The following is a 25,193-nucleotide window of genomic DNA, read 5'->3' on the forward strand; positions in this document are numbered from 1 at the left end:
GATCAGTGCGGCCGTACTTCTTCTTCAGTTACGCCCGGCGGGACTACGAGGCCGGGGACGCCTTCGTCGACCAGTTCTTCAACGACCTGCGGGACGAGCTCGGCCGGATCGAGCCCGCCGCCGGCGCCGAGGAGCTCGCCTACCGCGACACCGAGCGGCTGCGCCTGGGCGACAACTGGGAGCAGCAGCTCGCCCAGATGCTGGCCCGCTGCCGGGCCATGGTCGCGCTCTACTCCCCGGCCTACTTCGCTAGCCTCTACTGCGGCAAGGAGTGGACGGCGTTCCGCGGGCGGGTCCGCCGGCACGAGGAGCTGGCCGGCGAGGTCGTCCCGGCCCTGATCCCGGTGCTCTGGGAGACCCTGCCGGGGGAGCTGCCGGACGAGGTGCGGAAGATCCAGTTCGTCCAGCAGGGCATGGGCGACGCCTACGCCCGTTCGGGCTTGCGCGACCTGCTGCGCACCGACCCGCTCGGCCCCGACTACCGACGGGTGGTCCGGGTGGTCGCCGAGCGGACCCGGGACGCGGCCGCCCGGCGGCTGGGCGAGCTGCCCGAGTTCGACCTCGGCGCCGTCCGCGGCTACTTCCCGGTGGTGCCGTCGATGCGGCCCGCGCCCACCGCCGGGATGGTCCGGCTGTTCATCGCCGCCGGCCGCTCCTCCGACGCCGCCGCCGCCGAGGCGGGCGGCTCGTCCCGCGGCGGCTGGTACGGGGCCAAGCCGTGGCAGTGGGCGCCCTACCACCCGCCGACGCAGCCGTCGCTGGCGGTCCGCGCCCAGCAGGTGATCACCTCCGCCGGGCACACCACCACCCTGGAGGAGGTCGGGCCCGGCCTCGGCGAGAAGCTCGACCGGGCCCGGGAGGACAACCAGGTCAGCGTGCTGCTGGTGGACCCGTGGATGGCCGGCGGCGAGGTCTACCGGCCGGCGCTGCGCGAGTACGACGACCAGAACCACCCGGTCACCGGCGTGATGGTGCCGGCCGGTACGGACGACCCGCCGGCCGGCCCGGAGCGCGACGCGCTGTGGACCGGCGTGCGCAGCGTGTTCCGGCGCAACTGGTTGCGCCGGAGCGACCTGGAGCACTTGTTCCGCGTCGCGGTGGGCCGGGAGAGCTTTGACACGGACCTCACCATCATGGTGACGGTCGCTCAGAACAAGCTCATGGACGACAACTTCGATTGGGGGGACGATGTCGACGGCGCCGCCTTCGGCTTCGGCCCCGACGGCGAGGACGCCGCCCCGGCGATGCCCGGGCTGGCCATTCCGGCCGGGCCGCCAGGACCGCGCCGCAGCCCGGACGGCGCGGCGGTGCCGTCGAGGAGGGAGCAGGACGATGTTCACTGAGCCCGGAACTGACCCGGAGCGGACCGGACCGGGGTCGGTCGTCACCTTCTACTCGTTCAAGGGCGGCACCGGCCGGACCATGGCCCTGGCCAACGTCGGCTGGATCCTGGCCAGCCGCGGCCTGCGCGTCCTGGTGGTCGACTGGGACCTGGAGGCGCCCGGCCTGCACCGCTACTACCACCCGCTGCTGGTCGACCCCGAACTGCACGCCACCGACGGCCTGATCGACCTGCTGCGGGCGTACGTCAAGCAGGCGCTGCCCACCGCCGCCGGTCCGGGCGGGCTCGCCCCCGCCGACTGGCTGGACGAACCGGGCCGGCTGGGCGGCTACATCTGCGGCCTGGCGCTCGACCTGCCGCCCGGCGGCCGCCTCGACTTCCTGCCGGCCGGGCGGCAGAACGCCGCCTACCCCGCCGCCGTCACCAGTTTCAACTGGCGCAGTTTCTACCACGGCCGGGACATCCGGGGCGGCGAGTTCCTGCGCGAACTGCGCGACCGCTGGGCCCGGGCCTACGACTACGTGCTGATCGACAGCCGCACCGGGGTCAGCGACACCTCGGGCATCTGCACCGTCCTGATGCCCGACTCCGTCGTCGACTGCTTCACCTTCAGCGCGCAGAACATCCGCGGCGGCGTGGACGCGGCCCGCACCATCGCCGAGGCCGAGGAGCGGGCCATCCGCGTCCTGCCGGTGCCGATGCGGGTCGAGGACGCCGAGCAGGAGCGGCTCGAAGCGGGCCGGGACTACGCCCGCGAGGCGTTCGCGCCCTACCTCGGCCGCTGGCTGGGGGCCGAGCGGCGGGCCGCCTACTGGAGCGACGTCGAAGTCCCGTACAAGCCCTTCTACGCCTACGAGGAGGTGCCCGCCACCGTCGCCGACCGGCCGCAGGAGGCGCGCAGCCTGCTCAACGCCTTCGAACGGCTGGCCGGGTGGATCACCGACGGCCGGGTCCGCACGCTGCGCCCGCTCACCGGGGACGCCCGCCGCCGGCTGTACGGCGCCTACCTGCGCTCCACCCGCACCATGCCCCGCCAGGTCTTCGTCAGCTACGCCCCCGAGGACCGGATGTGGGCCGAGTGGGCCGCCGCCACCCTCACCGGCTTCGGCTACCAGACCTCCCTGCACAACGCCGCCGAGCCCTATCCCGGCGGCCGTCCGCCGGAGGCCGCCGGGCCGCTGGACGGCCAGGGCCGGCTGCTCGCGCTGCTCTCGCCCGAGTACACCGCGCTGCCCCGCGCGGCCGAGGCCTGGCAGCTCCTCAGCGGGCGCGAACTGAGCTCCGGCTCGCCGGCCCTGGTGGCGCTGCGGCTGCAGGACTCGGACGAGCCGGTGCCCCGCCCGTTCGTCGGGCCGGCCGTCCCCGACCTGGTCCGCTCCTCGGCCGTGCTCGCCGAGTCCCAGCTGTACAGCGAGCTCGGGCCGCCGCCGGGCAGCAGCAGCCGGCCGGACGGGGACAGCGGGGAGCACGCCGCCCCCTCGCGCTTCCCCGGCACCGCGCCCAAGATCCAGGAGGCGCCCTCGCGCAACGCCTCCTTCACCGGGCGCGGCCGGCTGCTGGAGCTGCTCCGCAACCGCTTCACCGGAGGCCCCGGCGCGGTGCTCAGCCAGGTGCTCTACGGCTTCGGCGGCGCCGGCAAGTCGCAGATCGCCGCCGAGTACGCGCACCGCTTCAAGGCCGCCTACGACGTGATCTGGTGGGTGCCCGCCGAGGAGCCCGCCAACATCCCGCAGAAGCTCGCCGAACTCGCCCCCCGGATCGGCGTGCAGAGCAGCGACGACGTCGCCCACACCGCCGTCGCGGTGCTGGACGCGCTGCGCCGCGGCGAGCCGTACCGCCGCTGGCTGCTGGTCTACGACAACGCCGGCACCCCCGAGGAGCTGGCGCCCTGGCTGCCGGCCGGCTCCTCCGGCGGGCACGTGCTGATCACCTCGCGCAACCAGGGCTGGTCCAAGCACGCCGGCCTGGTCGAGGTCGACGTCTTCACCCGGGAGGAGAGCGTCCGGCTGCTGCGCCGCTTCAACGGCGGCCTCGCCCCGGACGACGCCGACCAGGTCGCGCACCGGCTCGGCGACCTGCCGCTCGCCGTCGGCCAGGCCGCGGTCTGGCTGCAGGAGACCTCGATGCCGATCGCCACCTACCTGGAACTGCTCGACGAAGAGCTCACCGAGATGCTGGAGCGCACCCGGCTGCGCACCGCCGAGTACCCGCACTCGGCCGCCGCCACCTGGCGGATCTCGGTCGAGGAGCTGCGCCGGATGAACGCCCCCGCCGCCCAGATCCTGGAGATCTGCGCGTTCTTCGGGCCCGACGCCATCCCGATGCGGCTGCTCTACAGCCGGGCCGTCACCCACGCGCTGCGGCTGCCGCCGCGCGCGCCCCGCGACAAGCTGGCGATCGGCGAGTTCCTGCGCGCCATCAACCGGTTCGGCCTGGCCCGCACCGACCAGGGCAGCGAGACCATCACCGTGCACCGGCTGGTCCAGGCCGTCCTGCGGGACCAGGTCGACGAGGATCAGCGGACCGGGCTGCGGGCGGTGGTGCACGCCGCCCTCGCCACCGCGAACCCCGGTGACCCGGACATCCCCGCGAACTGGCCGCAGTACGCCGAACTCCTGCCGCACCTGTGGCCCTCCGGCGCGGCCGGCAGCGGTGACGAGGACGTCCGGCAGTGGATCATCGACTCGGTCCGCTACCAGTGGAAGCGCAGCCTGCACGAGTCCGGCCGCGACCTCGCCGAGCGCACCCTGGAGATCTGGCGCCAGGAGGACTACGGCGGCGCCGGCTTCGACGCCGAGAACGACGCCCAGACCCTGATGCTGCGCACCCAGCTCAGCAACATCCGCCGCTCCCAGGGCGCCCTGCACGAGGCGTACGCGATGGACCAGGACATCCTGGACCGCTTCACCGCCACGCTCGGCCCCGAGCACTCGCACACCCTCGCCGTCGCCAACAGCCTCGGCGCCGACCTGCGGTTCCTCGGCCGGTACGAGGAGGCCAGGGCGCGCGACCGCAGGACCCTGGACGCGGCCCGCCGAACCCTCGGCCCGGACCACCCGCGCACCCTCATGATCACCAACAACCTGGCGGTCTCCGACTACCTCGCCGGCGACCGCCGGGCCGCCCTGGAGCGCCACCGCAGCAACTACCTCCAGCAGCGCGACGCGCTCGGGGCGCACAGCCTCTACGCGCTGTCCTCCGCCTCCAACTACGCCCGCGACCTGCGCGAGACCGGGCGGCTGCGGGAGGCCCTGGACCTGCTGGAGGAGACCGTCCGGATCTACCAGCAGACCATCGGCGACGGCCACACCGACACCCTGCGCGCCCGCAAGAACCTCGCCGTGGCGCTGCGCCGGGCCGGCCGGTACAACGAGGCGCTGGAGATCGACGAGGACATCTACCAGCGCTACCTGGACATCAACGGCGCCGAGCACCCCGACACCCTGGCGGCCGCCACCAACCTGGCCAGCGACCTCAGCGCGCTCGGCGACACCGACCGGGCCATCCAGCTCGCCGAGCGCGCCCTCGCCCGCTACCGTGACTACCTGGGCGAGGACCACCCGGTCACGCTGGCCGGTGCCAACAACCTCTCCGTCTACCTGCGGCTGGCCGGCCGGACGGCGGAGGCGCGGGAGCTGTCCGGGCGCACCCTGGCGCAGTTCCGGGCCGTCCTCGGCGACCAGCACCTGTACATACCGATCGCGATGATGAACCACGCCAACGACCTCGTCCTGTCCGGGGAGCCGGCGGCCGCGCTGGCCTTCGAGGAGCAGGCGGCGCCGCTGATGGCCGAGACCCTCGGGCCGGACCACTACGACTCGATCGGGGTCAACTCCAACCTGGCGCTGTCGCTGGCCGCGGCGGGGGAGGGCGAGCGCGCGGCCCAGCTGCGCGGCGACTGCATCCGCCGGGCCCGGCAGACGCTCGGCGAGGAGCATCCGACCACGGTGGCGGTCAAGGCGGGGCTGCGGCTGGACTCCGACATCGAGCCGCCGTCGGTGTGAACTCCACCGCGGCGGCCGGTCCGCGGCGGGCTAGGCTCGCGGGCATGGTGCCGTTCCGCCAGTTCCTGCTCAAGGTCCACAGCCGGTGCAACCTGGCCTGCGACTACTGCTACATGTACGAGGCGGCGGACCAGAGTTGGCGCAGGCGGCCGCGCCGGATGGAGCTGGCGACGGTCCGCCGGGTGGCCCGGCGGATCGCCGAGCACGCGGCGGGGTGCGGGCTCGACGAGGTCGGGGTGATCCTGCACGGCGGTGAGCCGCTGCTCGTCGGGGCCGGCCATCTGGACGCGCTGCTGGCGGAGTTGGCCGGTGTCGCGCCGAGGGTGCGGTTCAGCCTGCAGACCAACGGACTGCGGCTGCTGGACGAGCCGGCGCTGCTGGAGGTGCTGCACCGGCACCGGGTCGCCGTCGGGGTGTCGCTGGACGGCGCCGCCCCCGACCACGACCGGCACCGGCGGCTGCCGTCCGGCGGCGGCAGCTGGGAGCGGACGGCCGGGGCCCTGCGGCTGCTGGGTTCGGACCGGCACCGGGAGCTGTTCGCCGGGCTGCTCTGCGTGGTGGACCTCGCCGCCGATCCGGTCGCCACCTACGAGGCGCTGCTGGAGTTCGCGCCGCCGCGCGTCGACCTGCTGCTGCCGCACGGGACCTGGGCGGCCCAGCCGGCCGGGGTGCGGCGGTCGCTGCCGACCCGCCCGCCCTCGGGCGAGGACGCGGCGCCGTACGGGGAGTGGCTGATCGCCGCCTTCGACCGCTGGTACGGCGCCCCGCGGCGGGAGACCGGGGTACGGCTCTTCGAGGAGCTGGCGGTGCTGCTGCTCGGCGGCCGCGCGGCCAGCGAGGCGGTCGGGCTGGCCCCCGTGGACCTCGTGGTGGTCGAGACGGACGGCACGATCGAACAGGCCGACAGCCTCAAGGTGGTGGCCGACGGCGCCGCCGGGACGGGGCTGGACGTCTTCCGGCACGGCTTCGGCGAGGCCGCCGCCCACCCGGCGTTCCGGGGCCGCCAGCGCGGCCTCGACGGGCTCGGGCCGGTCTGCGCGGCCTGCCCGCTGGTTCGCGTGTGCGGAGGCGGCCTGTACGCGCACCGCTACCCCGGGCCGGACGCCGGGGGCGGCTTCGCTCACCCGTCCGTGTACTGCGCGGACCTGGACCGGCTGATCCGCCACATCGCGGGGAGGCTGCGGGCGGACACGGCCGCTGCGACGCGAGGAGGATGACCGGTGGCGGGTACGGGCGGGCGGACGACGGACGGACTGCCCCGGCACGGGGTGGACCGGGCGACCTTCCGGGCGATCGCGGCCGCGCGCGGCGGGCCGGAGGCCGTCCGGCTGCTGCGCGCCGGGCAGCTGAGCAAACGCGCGCTGCTGCTCCTGGCCCTGCGGCGGGCGGCGCCCGAGGACACCGCCTACCAGGCGGCCTACGCCGAGCTCCGGGCGTCGCAACGGGCCGACCGGGCGCGGTGGGAGGAGGTGCTGTTGCGACCGGAGCTGGACGCCTGGGCGGCCGACCGGCTGCGCGCCCGCGCGGCGGGTGAGACCGTCCGCCTGGACGGGCTGGCGGAGTTCCTCCGGGCCGCGCCGGGCGAGCCGCTCCGGCTGGAGTGCGACGGGCTGCGGTGGACACCGGCGATCGACCACGCCGGGCCGCGCCGGGTGGACTACGGCCGGCCGCCGGCCGGGCCCCTCGACGAGCGGGAACTCGCCCACTGGCGCACCGATCTTGCCCTCGCCTGGCAGGTCCTGGTGCACCGCCACCGGCCGTACGCGGAGGCCGTCGCGGCCTGCGTCACCACGATCGTCCCGCTGCGCCCCGCCCCGGGCGGCGAGGCGGTCAGCGCCGCCGCCCGCCGGGCGTTCGGCGCGGTGGCGGCCTCGCGACCGGGGGATCCGGTGCTGCTCGCGCTCGCCCTGGCGCACGAGTTCCTGCACCTCCAACTCGGCGCGCTGCTCGACCTCGTGCCGCTGCACCACCCCAACGGCGCCGCCGTCCACCACGCTCCCTGGCGCCCCGACCCGCGCCCGGTCGGTGCCCTGCTGCAGGGCACCTACGCGCACCTCGGGGTGGTGGACTTCTGGTGCGCCGAGCTGGCCGCCGGCGCGGGGGACACGCGCCGCGCCGCCGGGGAGTTCACCCGGTGGCGCGGCCACGCCCTGACCGCGGGCGCCACCCTGCTGGACAGCGCGGAGCTCACCGGGCACGGCCGCGAGTTCACCGAGGAACTCGTGCGCACCGTACGCGAATTGGACGGTCCTCGATAGCGTGCGGGCCGCCCCGCGTCACGGCGGCCACCGGCCTGCCGCGCGGTAGTGATGATTTCCGTAAGAATGAACGGGAGAAATGTCATTGACGGAGGCTCAGGCATTCGGTCGGCCCGTCGCGGGGCTCCCCGGGAACCGTGCCCCGCGTGGGCCGCGCCGGGGCTTGCCGGGGCCCGGGCCGCGGGCGACCCGCCGGGCGCGCCGGTGGACGGGGGCGGTGAGGAACCGGGCCCGCCGAGTCGCCGCAAGGGCCGAGGGAACGCTTCGGCGCGCGCCACGGCGAAGTGCGCGACCGCCGGACGGGTGAATTCTTGAGGCTCCGGGCGCCGCCACAGGGCGTCGACCGGGTGTGGAGACCAACTTGAGACCGCAAGGTGCCGCGCGGACGTCGCGCTGGCACTACATTGGTCGCAATCGGGTGGCTTACCCACCCCCGGCAGGTCCTAACCGCGCCTAAGGAACGAATATGACACCGGTAATCAGCACCAGGCCAGGCACCGAGCTGACGGACCCCCAGGACCTGGACCGAGGCCCCTCGCTCGCCGCACTCGCCGCCCTCGGCGCGGAGGAGCTCGCCGCCCGACTGCAGCGCGCCCTGCCCGGCGCGGAAGCCGGTCGCGTCGCGGTCGCCGCCTTCAATTCCTCGATCTGACCGGTCCGGGAATGCCGGACCGGATTTCCGTCCGACCGGGCCCGAATTCACCAGATCTACGATGAAGCGAATTCCGCTGCCTTTCTCGCAATTCGTGGTCAAGGTGCACAGCCGCTGCGACCTCGCCTGCGACCACTGCTATGTCTACGAGCACGCGGACACCAGTTGGCGCACCCGGCCGAAGGTCATCGGCGACGAGGTCCTGGCCAAGGCCGCCGAACGGATCGGCGCGCACGCGGCCGCGCACCGGCTGCCCGGCGTCCGGGTCGTCCTGCACGGGGGAGAACCCCTGCTCGCCGGCCCGGACCGGCTGCGCGGGGTGGCCGAGGCGCTCCGGGCGGCGCTCCCGCCCGGGTGCGCCCTCGACCTGCGCATCCACACCAACGGCGTCCTGCTGAACCGCGAATTCTGCTCCCTGTTCGCCGCGTTGGGCGTCGGGGTGGGCATCTCGCTGGACGGCGACCGGGCTGCCAACGACCGGCACCGCCGGTTCGCCGACGGGCGCAGCAGCCACCCCCAGGTGCTGCGGGCCGTGGCACTGCTGCGCGAACCGGAGTTCCAGCACCTCTTCGCCGGACTGCTCTGCACCATCGACGTCGAGAACGACCCGGTGGCCGTCTACCGCGCGCTGGCCGAACTCCAGCCCCCCGCGGTCGACTTCCTGCTGCCGCACGCCACCTGGGACGATCCGCCGAAACGCCCCGCCGGCCGGGGCGAGCACCCGTACGCCGACTGGCTGCTCGCCGTGCACGACCACTGGGAGGCCGACGGGCGGCGGTTCGCCGTCCGCACCTTCGAGTCGGTGCACCGGACGCTGCGCGGGTTCACCAGCCTCACCGAGTCGCTCGGCCTGGAGCCGTCCGACCTGGTCGTGCTGGAGACCGACGGCACCTTCGAGCAGGTCGACAGCCTCAAGACCGCGTTCGACGGCGCCCCCGCGACCGGCTTCGACGTGTTCGCGCACAGCCTCGACGACGTCGCCCGGCACCCCGGCATCGTCGCCCGCCAGTCCGGCCTGGCCGGGCTCGCCGCCACCTGCCGCGGCTGTCCCGTCGTGCGCACCTGCGGAGGCGGCCTGTACGCCCACCGCTATCGGGGCCACGATGGTGGCGGCGGCTTCGACAACCCCTCCGTCTACTGCGGGGACCTCATGACGCTCATCAACGGCATCACGGCGCGGAGCGGGCCGGTCCCCCTGCCGGCCCAGGTCGCCGCACCGGTCGTGCCGGCGGCGCTCGCCCCGGCGCAGCTCGACGAACTCGCCCGCGGATACGGCGGCGCGGACACCGTGCGCGCGCTGGGCCGCTCCCAGCTCGCCCTCACCCGGGCGATGCTGGCCGCCGCCTGGGACGCCTCGGGCCAGGGGCGTCCGGAGGCGTGGGCGCTGCTGTCCGAGCTGGACGCCGCCGCCCCGGCCGCCGTCGACACCGTGCTCGCCCACCCGTACGCCCGCGCCTGGGCCGCCCGGCAGCTGGCCGGCGACCTGGGGACCGGGCTGGGTCCGCTGGCGGGCCTGGCCGCCGCCGCGGCGGTGCGGGCCGGGCGGGGCGACGCCGTCGCCGTACCGGTGCGCGGCGGGTGGCTGCACCTGCCGACGCTCGGGCGGATCGCCCTCCCCGACGGGGAGGCGGTCGTCACCGGCCGGGCCGACGGGTTCACCGTCCGGGCGGCCGACGGGTCGGTGCGCACGGCCCTGGACGAGCCGCTGCGGCGGATCCGGCTGGCCGGGGGGTGGACCGTCGCCCTGGAGGACGTCGACCCGCTGCGCGACAGCCACGACCACGCCGTGGCGGAGCGGCTGCCGGACGGCGAACTGCTCCACTGGACCGGTGCGCTGCGCGAGGCCTGGGAGCTGCTCGGGCACGACCTGCCGGGGTACGCGGACGGCATCCGGGTGGGGCTGACGGCGATCACCCCGCTGCGCCCGGGCCCGGCCGGGCGGGACGTCAGTTCGGCCGCCCGGCAGGCGTTCGGGGTGGTCGGCATCGCCCGGCCCGCCACCGCGCCGACCCTCGCCCTGCTGCTCGCGCACGAGTTCCAGCACGTGAAGCTCGGCGCGGTGCTGGACCTGCTGGACCTGTATGACCGGAACGACGACACGCTGTACCTCGCCCCCTGGCGGCCCGACCCGAGGCCGCTCGAAGGCCTCTTCCAGGGCACCTACGCCCATCTGGCCGTCACCGAGTACTGGGGCACCCGCACGCTCGCGTACGACGGCCTGCCGGGTGAGGCCGCAGACCGGGCGCGGCTGCAGTTCGCGCTCTGGCGGCAGTACACCGCGGAGGCGGTCGAACGGCTGGCCGGGTCCGGCTCGCTGACCGCGCTCGGCCTGCGCTTCGCGGACGGCATGCGGGCGGCGGTCGCCCCCTGGCTCGCGGTGGCGCTGCCCGACGCCGCCGAGCGGGCGGCCAGGCTGGCCCGGGAGGAGCGCGCGATGGCCGGCGGCTGAGCCTCCCCCACCCGCGTCCACCGTCCGCCGCCCTCACCCCCGGGGAGCCGTCATCCTCACCGAACTCCGTGCCCTCACCGAGGCCCGGCTGACCGAGCACGTCACGGCCCTCGGGGTCCGCCCCGGCACGGTCGTGCACGTCCAGGCGTCGCTGCGGTCGCTCGGCCCGGTGGCGGGCGGGGCCGCGGCGGTGGTGGCGGCGCTGCTGGCGGCGGTCGGCGACCGCGGCACCCTGGTCGGGTACACGGCCACCCCCGAGAACTCGGCCACCTCCCGCATCCACGCCACCGCCACCGCCGGCCTCTCGCCCGCCGAGGTCGCCGCCTACCGCGCCCTGATGCCGCCCTTCGACCCGGCCACCACCCCCTGCTCCCCGACCATGGGAGCCCTCTCGGAGGCGATCCGCACCCACCGGGACGCCCACCGCAGCCACCACCCCCAGACCTCCTGGGCCGCCATCGGCCGGCACGCCCGGCGGATCACCGAACGGCACCCGTACGACTGCCACCTGGGCCCGGACTCCCCCCTCGGCCGGCTCTACGACCTCGACGCGCGGGTGCTGATGCTGGGCGTCCCGATGGCCAGCTTCACCGCCTTCCACCTGGCGGACCTGCGGATGCCCGACGTCCCGCTGCGCGAGTACCGCTGCCGTGGTGCGGAGGGCTGGATCTCCTTCAAGGCCCCCGAGCTCGACGACCTCCACTTCGGCGCGCTGGGCGCACAGGTCCTCCGCGAGGCCGAGGGCGTGACCGCGGGGGAGATCGGCGGCGCGCCGTGCCGGCTCGTCCCGGTCCGCGAGGCCGTCGACCTCGCCGAGCGGATCCTCCGCCGCTCCCGCGCCTGAGCGGCGGCGCCGACCGCCGGGCACCGACCGCCGGGCGCGCCGCGGCGCCGCCCCGGGGCCGGCCCGCCGTCGCACCCGGTTCGTTTCGGTCATGTCAATTCGTGCGGGGCGAGGTGCTATTCCATTAGTCCCGCAGTCGTTCCTACACTGAAGCCCCGCGTACGGGGACTCGCGGTAAAGAGGTTGCCGGCGGGCCAGGGGGAGGCGCGTGTGAACGACCATGGCTGGGACGAGGACGCCGCCCGGCCGTACTTCTTCCTCAGTTACGCCCACACCCCGAGATCGGGGGCACGCGGTGCGGGGGATCCCAACCACTGGGTGCGGCAGCTGTACCGGGACCTCTGCGAGGCGGTGCTCCAGCTCACCACGGTGCCGGCGGGAGTCCCGGTCGGTTTCATGGACGAGTCCATGCACCAGGGGGAGTTGTGGGCCGAGCGGCTCTCCGAGGAGCTGGCCACCTGCCGGGTCTTCGTGCCGCTGTACTCGCCGCGCTACTTCAACAGCGTTCCGTGCGGCCAGGAGTGGCACTCCTTCACCCGCCGCCCCGTGTACCCGGCGAACCTCGACTCGGAGCGGACCAGCGGGATCGTCCCGGTGCTCTGGGCGCCGATGAGCCGCTACCGGCTGCCCCGGGTGGCGAGCGAACTCCAGTTCAACCACACCAGTTTCGGGCCGGACTACGCCACCGAGGGCCTCTACGCGCTGATGAAGCTCACCTACTTCCGCTCCGCCTACGAGCTCGCCGTGCACCGGCTGGCCCGGCGGATCGTGGAGGTGGCGGAGGAGACGGTGATCCCGGTCGGGCGCCGGCTGGACTTCAACTCCCTGCCCAGCGCGTTCGACGTCACCGCGCCCACCAAGCAGCTGCGGATCTCCGTGCTCTCCTACCACCGGGGCGAGCTGCCGGGCGACCGCAACCCCGACTACTACGGCGCCAAGCGGACCGACTGGCACCCCTACCGGCCCGCCGCCACCCGCCCGCTCGCCGAGCACGCCGTCCGCCTCGCCCGGCAGCTGGGGTTCCAGGCCACCGTGCACGAGTTCGACGACGAGGCCGAGGCGATCATCGCGGGCAGTGAACCCAGCGCTCCCGGTCTGCTGCTGCTGGACCGCTGGGCGCTCCAGGACGAGCGGCGGCGCGAGCTGGTCCGCCGCTTCGACCGCTCGGACTCCACCTGGGTGAGCGTCCTGGAGCCGTGGAACCAGGACGACCCGGACTGCGTGGAGCGGCACCGGGAGATGGGCGAACTCAGCGACCAGATACTGCGGATCACCCACCGGTCGGCCCGGCCGAGCTTCCTCGGCGCCGTCGGCGGGACCCCCGGGCTGGGCAGTCTGGAGGAGTTCGACGACGCGCTGCCGCGGGCCGCGATGAAGGCCAAGTACGCGTTCGAGGGCCGGACCAGGACCGAGCCCGACGAACCGGCACCACCGCGGCCCAATCTGCGCGACGCCTTCCGCCAGGGACGCGGCCGGGACGGGCCGGGCGCCGCTCCCTTCGGCGACGACGACCACTCAGCCAGCGACTTAGGCGACCGCCCGGACCACGGGACGCCGCCCGGGGGAGGAATCACATGAGCGAGCGCAGCGAGCGAATCATCGGGGGCGGCGCGTCTCGTGAGGCGGCTGTCGAGTGCGGCGGGGTGGGCGTGTGAGCGAGCGCAGCGAGCGAATCATCGGGGGCGGCGCGTCTCGCGAAGCGACCGCCGAGGGCAGCGAGGTGGGCGCATGAGCGAGAACCGCACCAGGAACCTCCGCATCGGCGGCCTGACCGCGGCCGAACTCGCCGCCCAGCGCGAGGCGGAGCAGGACCGGCAGGGCCGGGTCATCACCTTCTACTCCTACAAGGGCGGCACCGGGCGCACCATGGCGCTCGCCAACACCGCCTGGATCCTGGCGGCCAACGGCTTCCGGGTGCTCACGGTGGACTGGGACCTGGAGGCGCCGGGCCTGGCCAAGTTCTTCCACCCGTTCCTCGACCCGGCGGTGCTGGCCGGTACCACCGGAATGATGGACCTGATCGCCGAGTACCGGGAGGAGGCGCTGCGGCCGGTCGAGCACGAGGAGGGCTGGCACCTCGACTTCGCCCGGGTGCACCCGCACGCGCTCTCGCTCTCCTGGCCGCTGTTCCCCGGCGGCGGGAGCCTGGACTTCCTCTCCGCCGGCCAGTTCAACCGGGACTACTCCGAGGCCGTCACCCACCTGGACTGGGACATCTTCTACGACCGCTTCGACGGCGGGCAGTTCTTCGACGCGCTCAAGGCCGACATGAGCAAGCGCTACGACTACGTACTGATCGACTCCCGTACCGGCCTGTCCGACATCGCCGAGATCTGCACCGTCCAGATGCCCGACGACCTGGTGGTCTGCTTCACCCTGAGCGACCAGTCCATCGACGGCGCCTCCCGGATCGCCCAGCACATCCACGACCGCTACCGCGAGCGCGGCATCCGGATCCTGCCGGTGCCGATGCGCATCGACGAGGGCGAGAAGGAGAAGGCGGACGCCGGCCGGGCGCTGGCCCGGATCCGCTTCGACGGCCTGCCGGCCGGTCTGTCCGGCGAGGAACTGGCCCACTACTGGGGCTCGGTGGAGATCCCGTACCGGCCGTTCTACGCCTACGAGGAGATCCTGGCGACCTTCGGTGACCAGGGCGGTACCCAGACCTCGATGCTGGCCGCCTGCGAACGGCTGACCGGCGAGATCACCAACGGCCGGGTCACCTCGCTGCCGACGGTCGACGAGGAGGTCCGGCTGCGCTACGTCGACGCCTTCACCCGGCGCCGCCCGTCCGTCCCGGCCGACCTCTACCTCTCCTACGTCCCCGAGGACCGGATGTGGGCGGACTGGATCGAGTCGGTGCTGACCCGGGCCGGCTTCCGGGTGCTGCCCCGGGACCTCAGCGCCGGCTCCGACCCGCGCCAGGAGACCGAGCGCGGCATCGACGCCGCCTACCGCACGGTCGCCGTGCTCTCGCCCGCCTACCAGCGCTCGCCGCAGGCCCGCGCGCTCTGGGAGTCGGTGGTCAGCTCCGATCCGTCCGGCACCCGGCGCCAGCTCGTCCCGGTCCGGGTCGGCGACGTCCGGCTCACCGCGCCGTTCAGCAACCGCAACCCGGTCGACCTGGTCGGCCGGGACGAGACGCAGTCCGTGCAGACGCTGCTGCGCGCCCTCGGCCGGGCCGACGTGCCGCTCGCCGAGACCACCGGGACGGGCCCGCGCTTCCCCGGCAGCAAGCCGCAGGTCTGGGACGTGCCGCCGCGCAACCCCTCCTTCACCGGGAGGGCCGCCGTCCTGGAGCAGCTGCGCAACCAGCTGCGCGGCGGGATGGCCGCCGTGCTGCCCACCCCGCAGACGCTGTACGGGCTCGGCGGCGTCGGCAAGACCCAGGTGGCGCTGGAGTACGCGCACCGCTTCATGTCCGACTACGACCTGGTCTGGTGGATCGACGCGGAACAGACCGAGCTGGTCGCCCCGGCGCTGGCCGACCTGGCCCGCCGGCTGGGTCTGCGGGTCGGCGACTCGGTGACCGAGGCCGCCGAGGCGGCCCGGGAGGCGCTGCGCCGCGGGGTGCCCACCTCGCGCTGGCTGCTGATCTTCGACAACGCCGACGAACCCGCCGAGATCCGCTGGTTCTTCCCCGGCGGCTCCGGCCACATCCTGGTCACCTCCCGCAACCAGGCCTGGTCCGGGCACGCGGAGGCGCTGGAGGTCGACGTCTTCACCCGCGGCGAGAGCGTCGAGCACCTCTGCCGCCGCGCCCGCGGGCTCTCCCGCTCGGACGCCGACCGGGTGGCCGAGGCGGTCGGAGACCTGCCGCTGGCCGTCGAGGTCGCCGCCGCCTGGCTGGACACCACCGGCACGCCGGTGGACACCTACGTCACCCAGCTGCAGGCCGAGGCGGCCCGCGCGCTGGCGGGTGCCCGTCCGGCCGACTACCCGACGCCGGTCGGCGCGACCTGGAACGTCTCGATCGGCCGGCTGCGCACGCAGTCCCCGGCGGCGGTCCGGCTGCTCCAGCTCTGCGCGTTCTTCGCGCCGGAGCCGATCTCGATGAACCTGTTCTACAGCGACCAGATGATCCGCGCGCTGGTGCAGTACGACGCCGACCTCAGCGACAAGTTCATGCTGGGCAAGGTGATCCAGGCGATCGGCCGGTACGCGCTCGCCAAGGTCGACGCCGGCACCAACAGCTTCCAGGTGCACCGGCTGGTCCAGGCGGTGATCCGGGCCGAGATGACCGAGGACGAGCAGGAGGTCGCCGTCCACGAGGTGCACCGCATCCTCACCGGCGCCCGGCCCGTCCTCGGGGACACCGACGACCCGGCCAACTGGCCGGCCTTCGACGAGATCTGGCCGCACCTGTCGCCCTCCAGGGCGCACAACTGCGACGAGGCCGACACCCGGCAGCTGCTCATCGACCGCGTCCGCTACCTCTGGAAGCGCGGCGAGCTGGACCGCGCCCGGGACCTCGGCCACGCGCTGGACGCGGAGTGGACCGGCAAGCTCGGCGAGGACGACCGGCAGACCCTGCTGCTGCGCTTCCAGCTCGCCAACGTGCTCCGCTCGCAGGGCAACTACGCCGACGCGCTGGCGCTGGACGAGTCCACCCTGGAGCGCCAGCGGGCCCTGCTCGGCGAGCACCACCCCTACACCCTGATGACCGCGGGCTCGCTCGGCGCCGACCGCCGGGCCCTCGGCCGGTTCCAGGAGGCGCTCGACCTGGACCGCGAGATCCTGGACCAGTTCCGGGAGCTGTTCGGCGACGACAACCCGCGCACCCTCTCGATGGCGAACAACCTGGCCATCGACTACCGGCTGGTCGGCGACAGCGAGGCCGCCCGCGAACTCGACCAGGAGACCCTGGACCGGCGCACCGCGGTGCTCGGCCCGCGCCACCCCTACACCCTCTCCACCAAGTCCAACCTCGCCCGGGACCTGCGCGAACTCGGCGACTACCGGGGCTCGGTGGAGCTGCTCCAGGAGGTCACCAACGACCTCGGCGACGTGCTGGACCCGGACCTTCCGGAGAACCTGCGCAACGCCAAGTCGCTGGCCGTCTCGCTGCGCCGGACCGGTCAGCTGGCCGAGGCCCGGCGGATCACCAAGGAGACCTACGAGCGCTACCTGGAGCGGTACGGCGCAGACGCGCCCGACGCGCTGGCCTGCGCGCTCAACCTGGCCGCCGACCACAGCGCCTCCGGCGACAAGGAGGCCGCCCGCGACCTCTGCACCACCGTGTACGAGGGCCACCGCCGGCTGTTCGGCGAGGAGCACCCGTTCACCCTGGCCTGCGCCAACAACCTCGGCATCTACCTGCGGGGCAGCGGCGACGTCCCGGGGGCCATCGAGCGCGGCCGGGACACCGTGGACGGGCTCACCCGCTCGGTCGGCCCGGACCACCCGTACACCCTCAACGCGATGATCAACCTGGCCAACGCCCACGGGGACGCCGGCCAGGTCGGACTCGCCGAGGAGCTGGGCCGCCGCGCCTACGCCGGACTGTGCGAGCGCTACACGCCCCGCCACCCGGACGCGGTGGCCTGCGAGGCCAACCTGGCCGTCACCCTGCGGGCCGCCGGCCGGCACGGCCAGGCCGCCGACCTGCGCGCCCGGGCGATCGCCGAGCTGATCCGCCAGTTCGGCGAGGAACACCCCAACACCGTCGCGGCCCGCGGCTGGAAGCGGATCAACCGGGACCTGGAACCGCAGCCGGTGTGACCAGAGCGCTGCTCGCTCATAGGGCCCGGAGCGTATGCTTCGGGCCCTATGAGCGAGCAGCCCCCGCCCCCGGTCCTGGTCACCCGACGCCTCGCCCCCGGGGTGATCGAGCGGCTCACCGCACGGCACACCGTGACGCGGCACGACTCGGACCTGCCGATGGCCCGCGAAGAGCTGCTGGCCGCCGTCCGCGGCCGGTCGGCGGTGATCACCACGCTGGACGACGTGGTGGACGGCGCCTTCCTGGACGCGGCCGGGCCCGGCCTGCGGATCGTCGCCAACCACGCGGTCGGCCACCACAACGTCGACCTCGCCGCCTGCGCCGAGCGGGGCGTCGCGGTCAGCAACACCCCCGGGGTGCTCACCGCCGCCACCGCCGACATGGCCTGGGCGCTGCTGCTGGCCGCCACCCGCCGGCTCGGCGAGGGCGAGCGGCTGCTGCGGTCCGGCCGGCCGTGGGCCTGGGCGCCGAACTTCCTGCTCGGCCTGGAGCTGGCCGGTACCCCGCTGGGTGTCCTCGGCATGGGCCGGATCGGGCAGGCGGTGGCCCGCCGGGCCCGCGCGTTCGACATGCCGGTCGGCTACCACAACCGCCGCGAACTGCCCCCGGAGCAGGCCGAGGGCGCCGAGTGGCTGCCGCTGGAGGAGCTGCTGGCGCGGTCCACCGTGCTGGTGGTCACCTGCCCGCTCGGCCCCGCCACCCGGCACCTGCTGGACGCCCGGCGGCTGGCGCTGCTGCCGCCCGGCGCGGTGGTGGTCTCGATGACCGCCGGGGTGGTGGACGAGGAGGCGCTGGCCGCCGCGCTGGAGTCGGGCGCGCTGTTCGCCGCGGCGGTGGACAACTTCGAGCGCGAGCCGGCGGTGCCCGCCGCGCTGCTCGCCCAGGAGCGGGCGGTGCTGGCCCCGCACCTGGGCAGCGCGACCGTGCGGACCAGGCAGGCGATGGGCGGCCTGGCGGTGGACAACGTGCTGGCGGTGCTGGCGGGCGGCGAACCGGTCACCCCGGTCGGGGTCTGAACGGCTCCGGTCTCCCGCAGGCTCCCGGGGTGCCGGGAGGCCGCGTCAGGGCCTGAGCGGGCCGCCCGGCGGCAGGCCGGCCGAGGGCAGCCCGGTGGAGGTCTGGCCGGTGGAGGTCTGGCCCGCCGCCCAGGCCAGGGCGGCGGTCATCACCCGGAAGGCGCCGAAGTGCGCGGCGCCGGGCTCCAGGAAGAGCGAGGCGCCGGGGATGTGGTCGCCCAGCCAGCGCGAGTGGTCGACCGGGGAGAACTGGTCGTCGGCGCCGTGCCAGAGCCAGGTGGGCACGGTGATGTCCTCCACCCTGAAGCCCCAGTCGGCGGTGAACGCCAGCACGTCGTCGATCCAGCCGTCCGCGCCGTGCCGGAAGGCCTCGCGGTAGTTGCTCTGCAGCATCCGGCGCAGCCCGGTGTCGGCGACCACCTCGCGGTCGGTGGGCGGCAGTTCCGGCCGCAGACCCCGCAGCAGCCGACCCGGGTCGGCCCGGATCTGCTCGGAGCGGAACCGCATGGTGTCGGCCATCCGGTTGTGCCCGCGCTCGGCCTCCCGGTACGCCCGCACGTTGGAGGGGGTCATCCCGCCGTACCAGTCCAGGCCGGTCGCGTTCCTGGGGGCGAGGCCGACCAGGACGGCCACCCGGCTGACCCGCTCGGCCAGCAGCGCCGCGCAGGCCAGCGCGTGCGGTCCGCCGCCGGAGCGGCCGAGCACCGCGAACCGGCTGAGCCCGAGGGAGTCCGCGATGGTCCGCACGTCGGCGGCGGCCGCGCTCACCCGGCGGCCGCGCAGCCGGGTGGAGTCCCCGTACCCGGGCCGGTCGTAGGAGATCAGCCGGACCCCCAGCCGGTAGAGCACGGTGCTGCGGGGGTGCGGGCCGACCCGGCTGCCGGGCATGCCGTGCATCAGGAACACCGGCCGGCCGCGCGGGTCGCCCACGGTCTCGACGGCGAGGGCACGGCCGTCGGCCGCCTTGACCATCCGTAATGACACGCGCGGCCTCCTCAGGCTCCGGTCCGGGCTCCGCTCGGGGCCCCTGTCAGTGGTCCCGGTCGGTCGTCCCGCGCACCTCGCGGCGGGCCTGCCAGGTGGTGTGCTCCCGGGACACCGCGTCCTCGGCGTCGCGGGCCAGCCGGGCCCAGATCTCCTCCGCGTCGGCCGAGGCGACGTCCAGCCCGGCCAGCTGGCGGCGGATCAGCTCCAGTTCGTCGGCGGCCAGGCGGTAGGCGGCGGCCAGCGGCCGGTACTGGCGCAGCTGGGCCCAGGCGGTGACCGAGGCGGCCACCGCGGAGACCGTGCCGAGCGCGTCGTAGCGGAACCAGCCCATCGCCCGCAGGACGGCCAGCACCAGGCCGAGCAGCGGCAGCACCACGCCCAGCACGCCGGTCCAGAAGCCGGCCCGGGCGCAGTAGCGGGCCTTGGCGCGGTACCAGCCGTGCTGCACCTGGATCCGCTGCCGCAGGTACACCTCGCGGCGCACCGCCAGCGGCTGGCCGCGCAGGCCGCGCATCGCCTCGGTGACCCCGGTGCCGTCGCCGCCGTCCGGGCCGGCGCCCCCGGCGGCCGGGCCGAGAGCGCCGCTGCCCCGGAAGGCGTTCAGCACCCGGCCGAGCTGGAACCGGTACAGGCCCTCGGCGTCCGGCAGGCTGCGCGGCGGCGGCTGGTACGCGTCGGCCCGGACGGCGAACTTCCAGGCGAGCGTCTTCACCGACTCGGCGGCGGCCCGGCCCTCGTACCAGAGGCCCTGCGGGTTCTGCCGGCTGATCACCAGGGCGAGGACGATCGCGCCGAGGTAGGCGACGGCGGCCGGCCAGGCCCAGGGCTCGCCGTCGGCCGAGCCCGCCGCGGCGGCGGCCACCAGCAGCGCCAGCTCCCAGGCGGAGAGCAGGACCGACCGCCGCTGGCCCCGCAGCGAGGCGGTGTCGGCGACCCGGAACAGCTCGGGCAGCAGGTCCTCCTCGCGCGCCCACCCCATCGGATCCGCACCCGACGCCATCCTCGGCCCCCACCCGTCGCTCCGGTCGCACCGTCCTCCTGCCCAGCCCGCCCGCCCGGCACGCCCGGCCGGGGCCGGGCCCGGCCGCATTGGCCGGGATGCCGCCGGAGGTTGTCCCATATCGTGAGGGTCCGGGGCGGCCGGGCCGGGCGGCTCAGTAGGTGTAGAAGATCCGCTCCGCGTTGTCGGCCATCTGCTTGGCGTTCCACTCGGTGCCGCCGGGCACGTTGCCGGAGCGGAACAGCGGCGGGGCGGCGCCGTCGCCGGCGGCCGCCGCGTCGGCCAGCCGGCCGACCGCCGAGGCGACCACGGCCTGCATCAGCGCGCTGGTGACGATGGTGGAGACCGGGCCGAAGGTGGTCTCGGCCGCCGGGTGGGTCAGCTCGCCGTCCCCGACCGCGATCTTGTTGTCCAGCACGACGTCGCAGTGGTCCTTCAGATAGGTGCCCGACGGGTGCGCCGACGGGACCTCCGCCGGGTACGCCAGCGAGGTCACCCCCACCACCTTCAGGCCGCGGGACCGGGCGTACTGGGCCAGCTCGACCGGCATCACCTGGCGGCCGGAGAGCGAGATGACGAACAGCAGGTCCCCGGCGGTGGCGGGGGTGAGGTCCAGGGTGGTGGTGGCCAGCCCGGAGACCCGCTCCAGCGCGCTGGCCAGCGGGGCCGGCATCACCGTCACCCCGGCCATCCCGGGGACGTCCAGCAGGTTGACCGGGACGAGTCCGCCGGCCCGGTAGACCACGTCCTGGGCGGCCAGCGAGGAGTGGCCGGAGCCGAAGGTGAAGATCCGGCGCCCCTCGCGGACCGCCCCGGCGAGCAGCGCGGCGGCCGCCTCGATGGTCCCGGCCTCCTCGGCGCGGACCCGCCGCAGGTGCTCGATCGCGGCGTCGAAGTACCGGCCGACCAGGTCGCTCATCTGTTGCCTTCGCTCTCTGCCGGTGGGGGCCGCCGGCCGGGTGGGACGGCCCGCCGACCGGGCCGCCGATGGAGAAAGCTACGGCGAGCACGCTGCTGCCTCACCGGTGCCGCTGTCAACAGGAACGAAAACCCGCCCCCGGAGCCCCTGCGCGGGCCCGGTTGCCTGCCCGGTACGTCAGAATTGGCGATGAGGACACCGAGGAACGGAGCCAGCGGCGATGTCTGGGCTGATCGACACCACTGAGATGTACCTTCGCACCATCCTGGAACTGGAGGAGGAGGGCATCACCCCGATGCGCGCCCGGATCGCCGAGCGCCTGGAGCAGAGCGGCCCCACGGTCAGCCAGACGGTCGGGCGAATGGAGCGGGACGGGCTGCTGCAGGTCGCGGGCGACCGCCACCTCGAACTCACCGAGGAGGGGCGCAGGCTCGCGGTGCGGGTGATGCGCAAGCACCGCATCGCCGAGTGCCTGCTGGTCGACGTGATCGGGCTGGAGTGGGAACAGGTGCACGAGGAGGCCTGTCGCTGGGAGCACGTGATGAGCGAGACGGTCGAGCGCAAGGTGCTCGCCATGCTCGGCCACCCCACCCAGTCCCCGTACGGGAACCCGATCCCCGGGCTGGACGAGCTGGGGGACGCCAAGGCCGAGGGCGAGGGCTTCGACGCCGCGCTCGTGCCGCTGGACTCGGTGCGGCCGGGTGACGGCGGCGCCGACGTGGTGGTCCGCCGGATCGGCGAACCGATCCAGACCGACGGCGAGCTGATGCGCACGCTGCGCCGGGCCGGGATCCGGCCGGGCTCCACGGTGCGGGTCTCCGCCGGGGTCGGCGGGGTGCTGGTGGGCACCGGCGACAACGCGGCCGAGCTGGGCAAGGAGATCGCGGCGCACGTCTTCGTCGCGCAGCCCTGACCACGGCGCGGTGCGCGGCCGTGACGGCCTCGCCGGCCGTGCGACGCGAAGCGATGAGCAGGGCCCGGTGCTCCCGAAGCACCGGGCCCTGCTCGCCCTCCCCGTCCCTCCCGCTCCCGCGGCACCGGCCTCCCCGAACCCGGCCGGTGCCACGGCCCCTCCCGCTCCCCTCCCGGTTCCCCTCCGCTCCCTCCCGACCGCCTCACCCGGCTTCCCCGTCCGAGCGACCCTTCCGGCGTCCCCTCACGGTGGAATTCCTCCCCTCGGCAGATCATGGCAATCCTTGAGCGTTGTCACTCGTACGAGGGGCTTTCGCCGTTGACCAGCGGGTACATCGAAGCCTTATCCGCACATGCGTCTGACGGGCCCCGCCTCCGGTGGGGGGCAAGGCCCGTCAGTCGCGCGCGGGGTGTCGCGCATCGCACGCCCTCACCCGATAGGCGTAGGGCGGCTGTCCACGGGGTGGTGAATCATTCGGCCGATCACCGGCCCGATCACCCGCCCGGGCGCGGGTCCGGGCGGCCGGACGGTCGGCCGGGCCTCAGCGCACCGCCGCCGGCTGGGCCGGCCGGGGGCGGACCGAGGGCGCCTCGCGGCCGCACGCGTACGCCAGCGGGCTGATCAGCTCCGCGGCGTCGGGCAGCCAGCGGTTCAGCGCGGACGGCGAGCGGGCCCACTGCGCGAAGCCGCTCGGACCGACCCGGGACGGCGGGGCCACCGTCCAGTCGCCCTCGCCGCGGGCCACCAGGTCCAGCCGGCCCGGCGGCCAGCCGAGCCGGCGCAGCATCTCCGGCAGCTTGGCCGCCACCCCGGGCAGTACCAGGAAGTGCAGCCGCCGCCCGTCCCGGCCGGGCGCGGCCGGGACGGCCACCACCGGGCCGAGCTGGAGGTCCATCCGCTCCATCCGGGCCAGCGCGAGACAGCCGGCCACCTCCGGCACGTCCAGGACGTCGAAGGACCGGCCGGTGGGCAGCAGGATCGAGGCGTCGGGGCGCTCGGTCCACCAGCGCCGCACCGCACCCGGACCGGCGCTCGCCTTGCGGGCCCAGTCCGCGTCGATCGGGTGCGCACCGGGCAGCGGGCAGCGGTCGTCGCCGCAGGAGCAGCGGGCCGGCCCGTCGCCGTCGATCAGCCAGGCGCCCGGGGCGACCTCCCAGTGGCGGTTCTCGGCATAGCTGACGGCTTCGATGAGCAGCGGAGGGAGGCCGGCGTTGCCGCCCTGGTCGGGGGAGTCTGGGATGTCTTCCACGCGCTGCTCAACTACCGTGCGTGAGGCTGGTTACGGCCCGGCGCGAGCGGGTCTGCCCGGCGGCACCGATTGTCACCCGAACCGGTGAGGCAACCGAGTTGGGGCGGGCGACGGTGGGCGCAGTGGGGGCGCACGGGAGCATTTACCAGGGCGCGTGGGGGGTGGGGATCGTCACCGTGGGTATCCCGGTGGCGTTGCTGATCGCTAACCTGGTGTCAGATTCCTTGGACGGTCGGACAGTCGGCAACAGATCAGCAGAATCGTCGCCCGCCGGCCGGGACCGGAGGGTGTGGGGAGGCGAAGCCAATGGCCGCGAGACCACTTGTCGCACGACAGCCCAACGAGCGTCTGCAGCAGCTGATCCAGGAGGCCAGCTGCTCGAACGCCGGCCTGGCGCGGAGGGTCAACCTCTGCGGGGCCGAACACGGCCTGGACCTGCGGTACGACAAGACCTCCGTCGCGCGCTGGCTCCGTGGCCAGCAGCCGCGCGGGCAGGCGCCGGCGGTGATCGCCGAAGCGCTCGGGCGCAAGCTCGGCCGGGGCGTGTCGGTCGAGGAGATCGGCATGGCCGACGGCAAGAACCTCAGCTCCGGGATCGGGCTGCAGTTCGCGCCGACGCTCAACGCCGCGCTGGAGCAGGTCTGCGAGCTCTGGCGCAGCGACGTCGGCCGGCGGGACTTCCTGACCGGGGCGACGGTGGCGGCCTCCGCCCTGGTCGAACCCAGCCGGGACTGGCTGATCACCCCGCCCGACCCGGTGGTGGCGCGTACCGGCGGCCCGCGGGTCGGTCCGACAGACGTCGCCGCCATCAAGGCGACCACGGCGATGCTGGTCGACCTGGACCACCGGTTCGGCAGCGGGCACGTCCGCCCGGTGGTCGTCCACTACCTCAACAGCGTGGTCTCCGGCCTGCTCGGCGGCGCCTACCGGGAGGAGACCGGGCGGCAACTCTTCGCGGCGGTCGCCCGGTTGACGGAGCTGGCCGGCTACATGGCGGTGGACACCGGGCAGCCGGGGCTGGCCCAGCGCTACTACATCCAGGCGCTGCGCCTCGCCCAGGCGGCCGACGACCGCGGCTACGGCGGGTACGTGCTGGCTGCCTCGATGAGCCACCTGGCGGCGACGCTCGGCAACCCGCGGGAGATCGCCCAACTCGCCCGCGCCGCGCAGGAGGGCGCCCGTTCGGTGGCCACTCCGACGGCGATGGCGATGTTCTACGCGGCCGAGGCCCGCGGCCACGCCCTGCTCGGCGACGCCCGCTCCTGCGAGGCGGTGGCCGCCAAGGCGCTGGAGGCGATGGAGCGGCGCCGTCCGGAGGACGACCCGGACTGGATCGTCCACTTCGACGACGCCTACCTGGCGGACGAGCTGGCCCACTGCCACCGGGACTTGGAGCAGGCCGGCCAGGCCGAGCACTACGCCCGCCGGGCGCTCGACCTGCACCCGCCGACCAGGGTGCGGCGCCGCGCGGTGGACCTGGTGCTGCTGGCCACGGCCCAGTTGCAGCAGCGGGACCTGGAGCGCGCCTGCGAGACGGGCGCGCAGGCGGTCCGGCTGCTGAGCGGGCTGCGGTCCAACCGGGGCGTCGAGTACCTGGACGAGTTCCGGCGGCGGCTGGAGCCGTACCGGGAGCAGCGGGTGGTCCGCGAGTTCCAGGCCCGGGCCGAGGCGGAGGCCGCCTGACCGGGGCGAGGAGCGGCGCGTGAGGGGCCGGTGAGGGATGGACCGCCCACGTGGTCACCCGGTTCGGTGAACCGGTAGCGTGGGCGCGACGTCCAAGGAACTGTGATGCCCCCAAGAACCGACGAGATGTGGTCCGCCGTCAGCGCGCGGTCGTG

At 74.7% G+C, this 25,193-nt stretch carries 16 protein-coding genes; 12 read left to right on the forward strand and 4 right to left on the reverse strand.

Annotated elements, in window-relative coordinates:
• Positions 1-5: 5 nt before the first annotated feature.
• The 10 genes from OG618_RS21720 to OG618_RS21765 all read left to right on the forward strand — a co-directional run bounded on the left by OG618_RS21720 (position 6) and on the right by OG618_RS21765 (position 18,287).
• Positions 6-1,343 carry a TIR-like protein FxsC gene (locus tag OG618_RS21720; protein ID WP_329489201.1) on the forward strand — a complete coding sequence of 446 codons (1,338 nt, stop codon included), beginning with the start codon at positions 6-8 and terminating at the stop codon, positions 1,341-1,343.
• Complete coding sequence (gene fxsT / locus OG618_RS21725; RefSeq protein ID WP_329489202.1) at positions 1,333-5,346, forward strand: FxSxx-COOH system tetratricopeptide repeat protein; 4,014 nt, start codon at positions 1,333-1,335, stop codon at positions 5,344-5,346. Before OG618_RS21720 ends, fxsT (OG618_RS21725) begins: the two co-directional genes overlap by 11 nt.
• 44 nt (positions 5,347-5,390) lie before the next feature.
• Complete coding sequence (locus OG618_RS21730) at positions 5,391-6,563, forward strand: FxsB family cyclophane-forming radical SAM/SPASM peptide maturase (RefSeq protein WP_329489203.1); 1,173 nt, start codon at positions 5,391-5,393, stop codon at positions 6,561-6,563.
• 3 nt (positions 6,564-6,566) lie between these two features.
• Positions 6,567-7,604 (forward strand): aKG-HExxH-type peptide beta-hydroxylase, encoded by a 1,038-nt coding sequence (locus tag OG618_RS21735; RefSeq protein ID WP_329489204.1) that lies wholly within the window; start codon positions 6,567-6,569, stop codon positions 7,602-7,604.
• Positions 7,605-8,070: 466 nt separating this feature from the next.
• Positions 8,071-8,256: an FxSxx-COOH cyclophane-containing RiPP peptide gene (gene fxsA / locus OG618_RS21740; protein WP_329489205.1), complete on the forward strand. Its 186-nt coding sequence runs from the start codon at positions 8,071-8,073 to the stop codon at positions 8,254-8,256.
• 61 nt (positions 8,257-8,317) lie between these two features.
• Positions 8,318-10,705, forward strand: a complete 2,388-nt coding sequence (locus tag OG618_RS21745; RefSeq protein WP_329489206.1) for an FxsB family cyclophane-forming radical SAM/SPASM peptide maturase — start codon at positions 8,318-8,320, stop codon at positions 10,703-10,705.
• Between the two features lie 133 nt (positions 10,706-10,838).
• The gene (locus OG618_RS21750) at positions 10,839-11,549 is read left to right on the forward strand and encodes an aminoglycoside N(3)-acetyltransferase (RefSeq protein WP_329489207.1); all 711 of its coding nucleotides are present in this window, start codon (positions 10,839-10,841) and stop codon (positions 11,547-11,549) included.
• Between the two features lie 210 nt (positions 11,550-11,759).
• Positions 11,760-13,127, forward strand: a complete 1,368-nt coding sequence (locus OG618_RS21755; protein WP_329489208.1) for a TIR-like protein FxsC — start codon at positions 11,760-11,762, stop codon at positions 13,125-13,127.
• 150 nt (positions 13,128-13,277) lie between these two features.
• Positions 13,278-17,270, forward strand: coding sequence for an FxSxx-COOH system tetratricopeptide repeat protein (fxsT, locus tag OG618_RS21760; RefSeq protein ID WP_442906839.1), 3,993 nt, complete (start codon positions 13,278-13,280; stop codon positions 17,268-17,270).
• Positions 17,271-17,318: 48 nt separating this feature from the next.
• On the forward strand, positions 17,319-18,287 hold the full coding sequence (locus OG618_RS21765; RefSeq protein WP_329489209.1) for a 2-hydroxyacid dehydrogenase: 969 nt from the start codon (positions 17,319-17,321) through the stop codon (positions 18,285-18,287).
• A gap of 45 nt (positions 18,288-18,332) precedes the next feature.
• Here the strand turns inward: OG618_RS21765 and OG618_RS21770 are convergent, their stop codons facing one another.
• The 3 genes from OG618_RS21770 to OG618_RS21780 all read right to left on the reverse strand — a co-directional run bounded on the left by OG618_RS21770 (position 18,333) and on the right by OG618_RS21780 (position 21,193).
• Positions 18,333-19,259: an alpha/beta fold hydrolase gene (locus tag OG618_RS21770; RefSeq protein WP_329492209.1), complete on the reverse strand. Its 927-nt coding sequence runs from the start codon at positions 19,257-19,259 to the stop codon at positions 18,333-18,335.
• Positions 19,260-19,317: 58 nt separating this feature from the next.
• A complete protein-coding gene (locus OG618_RS21775) occupies positions 19,318-20,253 on the reverse strand; it encodes a DUF4231 domain-containing protein (protein ID WP_329489210.1) in 936 nt (311 codons plus the stop codon).
• 175 nt (positions 20,254-20,428) lie between these two features.
• A complete protein-coding gene (locus OG618_RS21780) occupies positions 20,429-21,193 on the reverse strand; it encodes an SIS domain-containing protein (RefSeq protein ID WP_329489211.1) in 765 nt (254 codons plus the stop codon).
• 220 nt (positions 21,194-21,413) lie between these two features.
• Here OG618_RS21780 and OG618_RS21785 point away from each other — a divergent pair, with 220 nt between their 5' ends.
• On the forward strand, positions 21,414-22,106 hold the full coding sequence (locus OG618_RS21785) for a metal-dependent transcriptional regulator (protein ID WP_329489212.1): 693 nt from the start codon (positions 21,414-21,416) through the stop codon (positions 22,104-22,106).
• Positions 22,107-22,647: 541 nt separating this feature from the next.
• Here OG618_RS21785 and OG618_RS21790 read toward each other — a convergent pair.
• Positions 22,648-23,346 (reverse strand): bifunctional DNA primase/polymerase, encoded by a 699-nt coding sequence (locus OG618_RS21790; protein WP_329492210.1) that lies wholly within the window; start codon positions 23,344-23,346, stop codon positions 22,648-22,650.
• Between the two features lie 315 nt (positions 23,347-23,661).
• Between OG618_RS21790 and OG618_RS21795 the strand changes: the two genes are divergently transcribed.
• On the forward strand, positions 23,662-25,038 hold the full coding sequence (locus OG618_RS21795; RefSeq protein ID WP_329489213.1) for a transcriptional regulator: 1,377 nt from the start codon (positions 23,662-23,664) through the stop codon (positions 25,036-25,038).
• The last annotated feature ends 155 nt before the right edge of the window (positions 25,039-25,193 follow it).

Origin of the sequence: Kitasatospora sp. NBC_01246, from assembly GCF_036226505.1 — a bacterium.
Taxonomy (GTDB): Bacteria; Actinomycetota; Actinomycetes; order Streptomycetales; family Streptomycetaceae; genus Kitasatospora.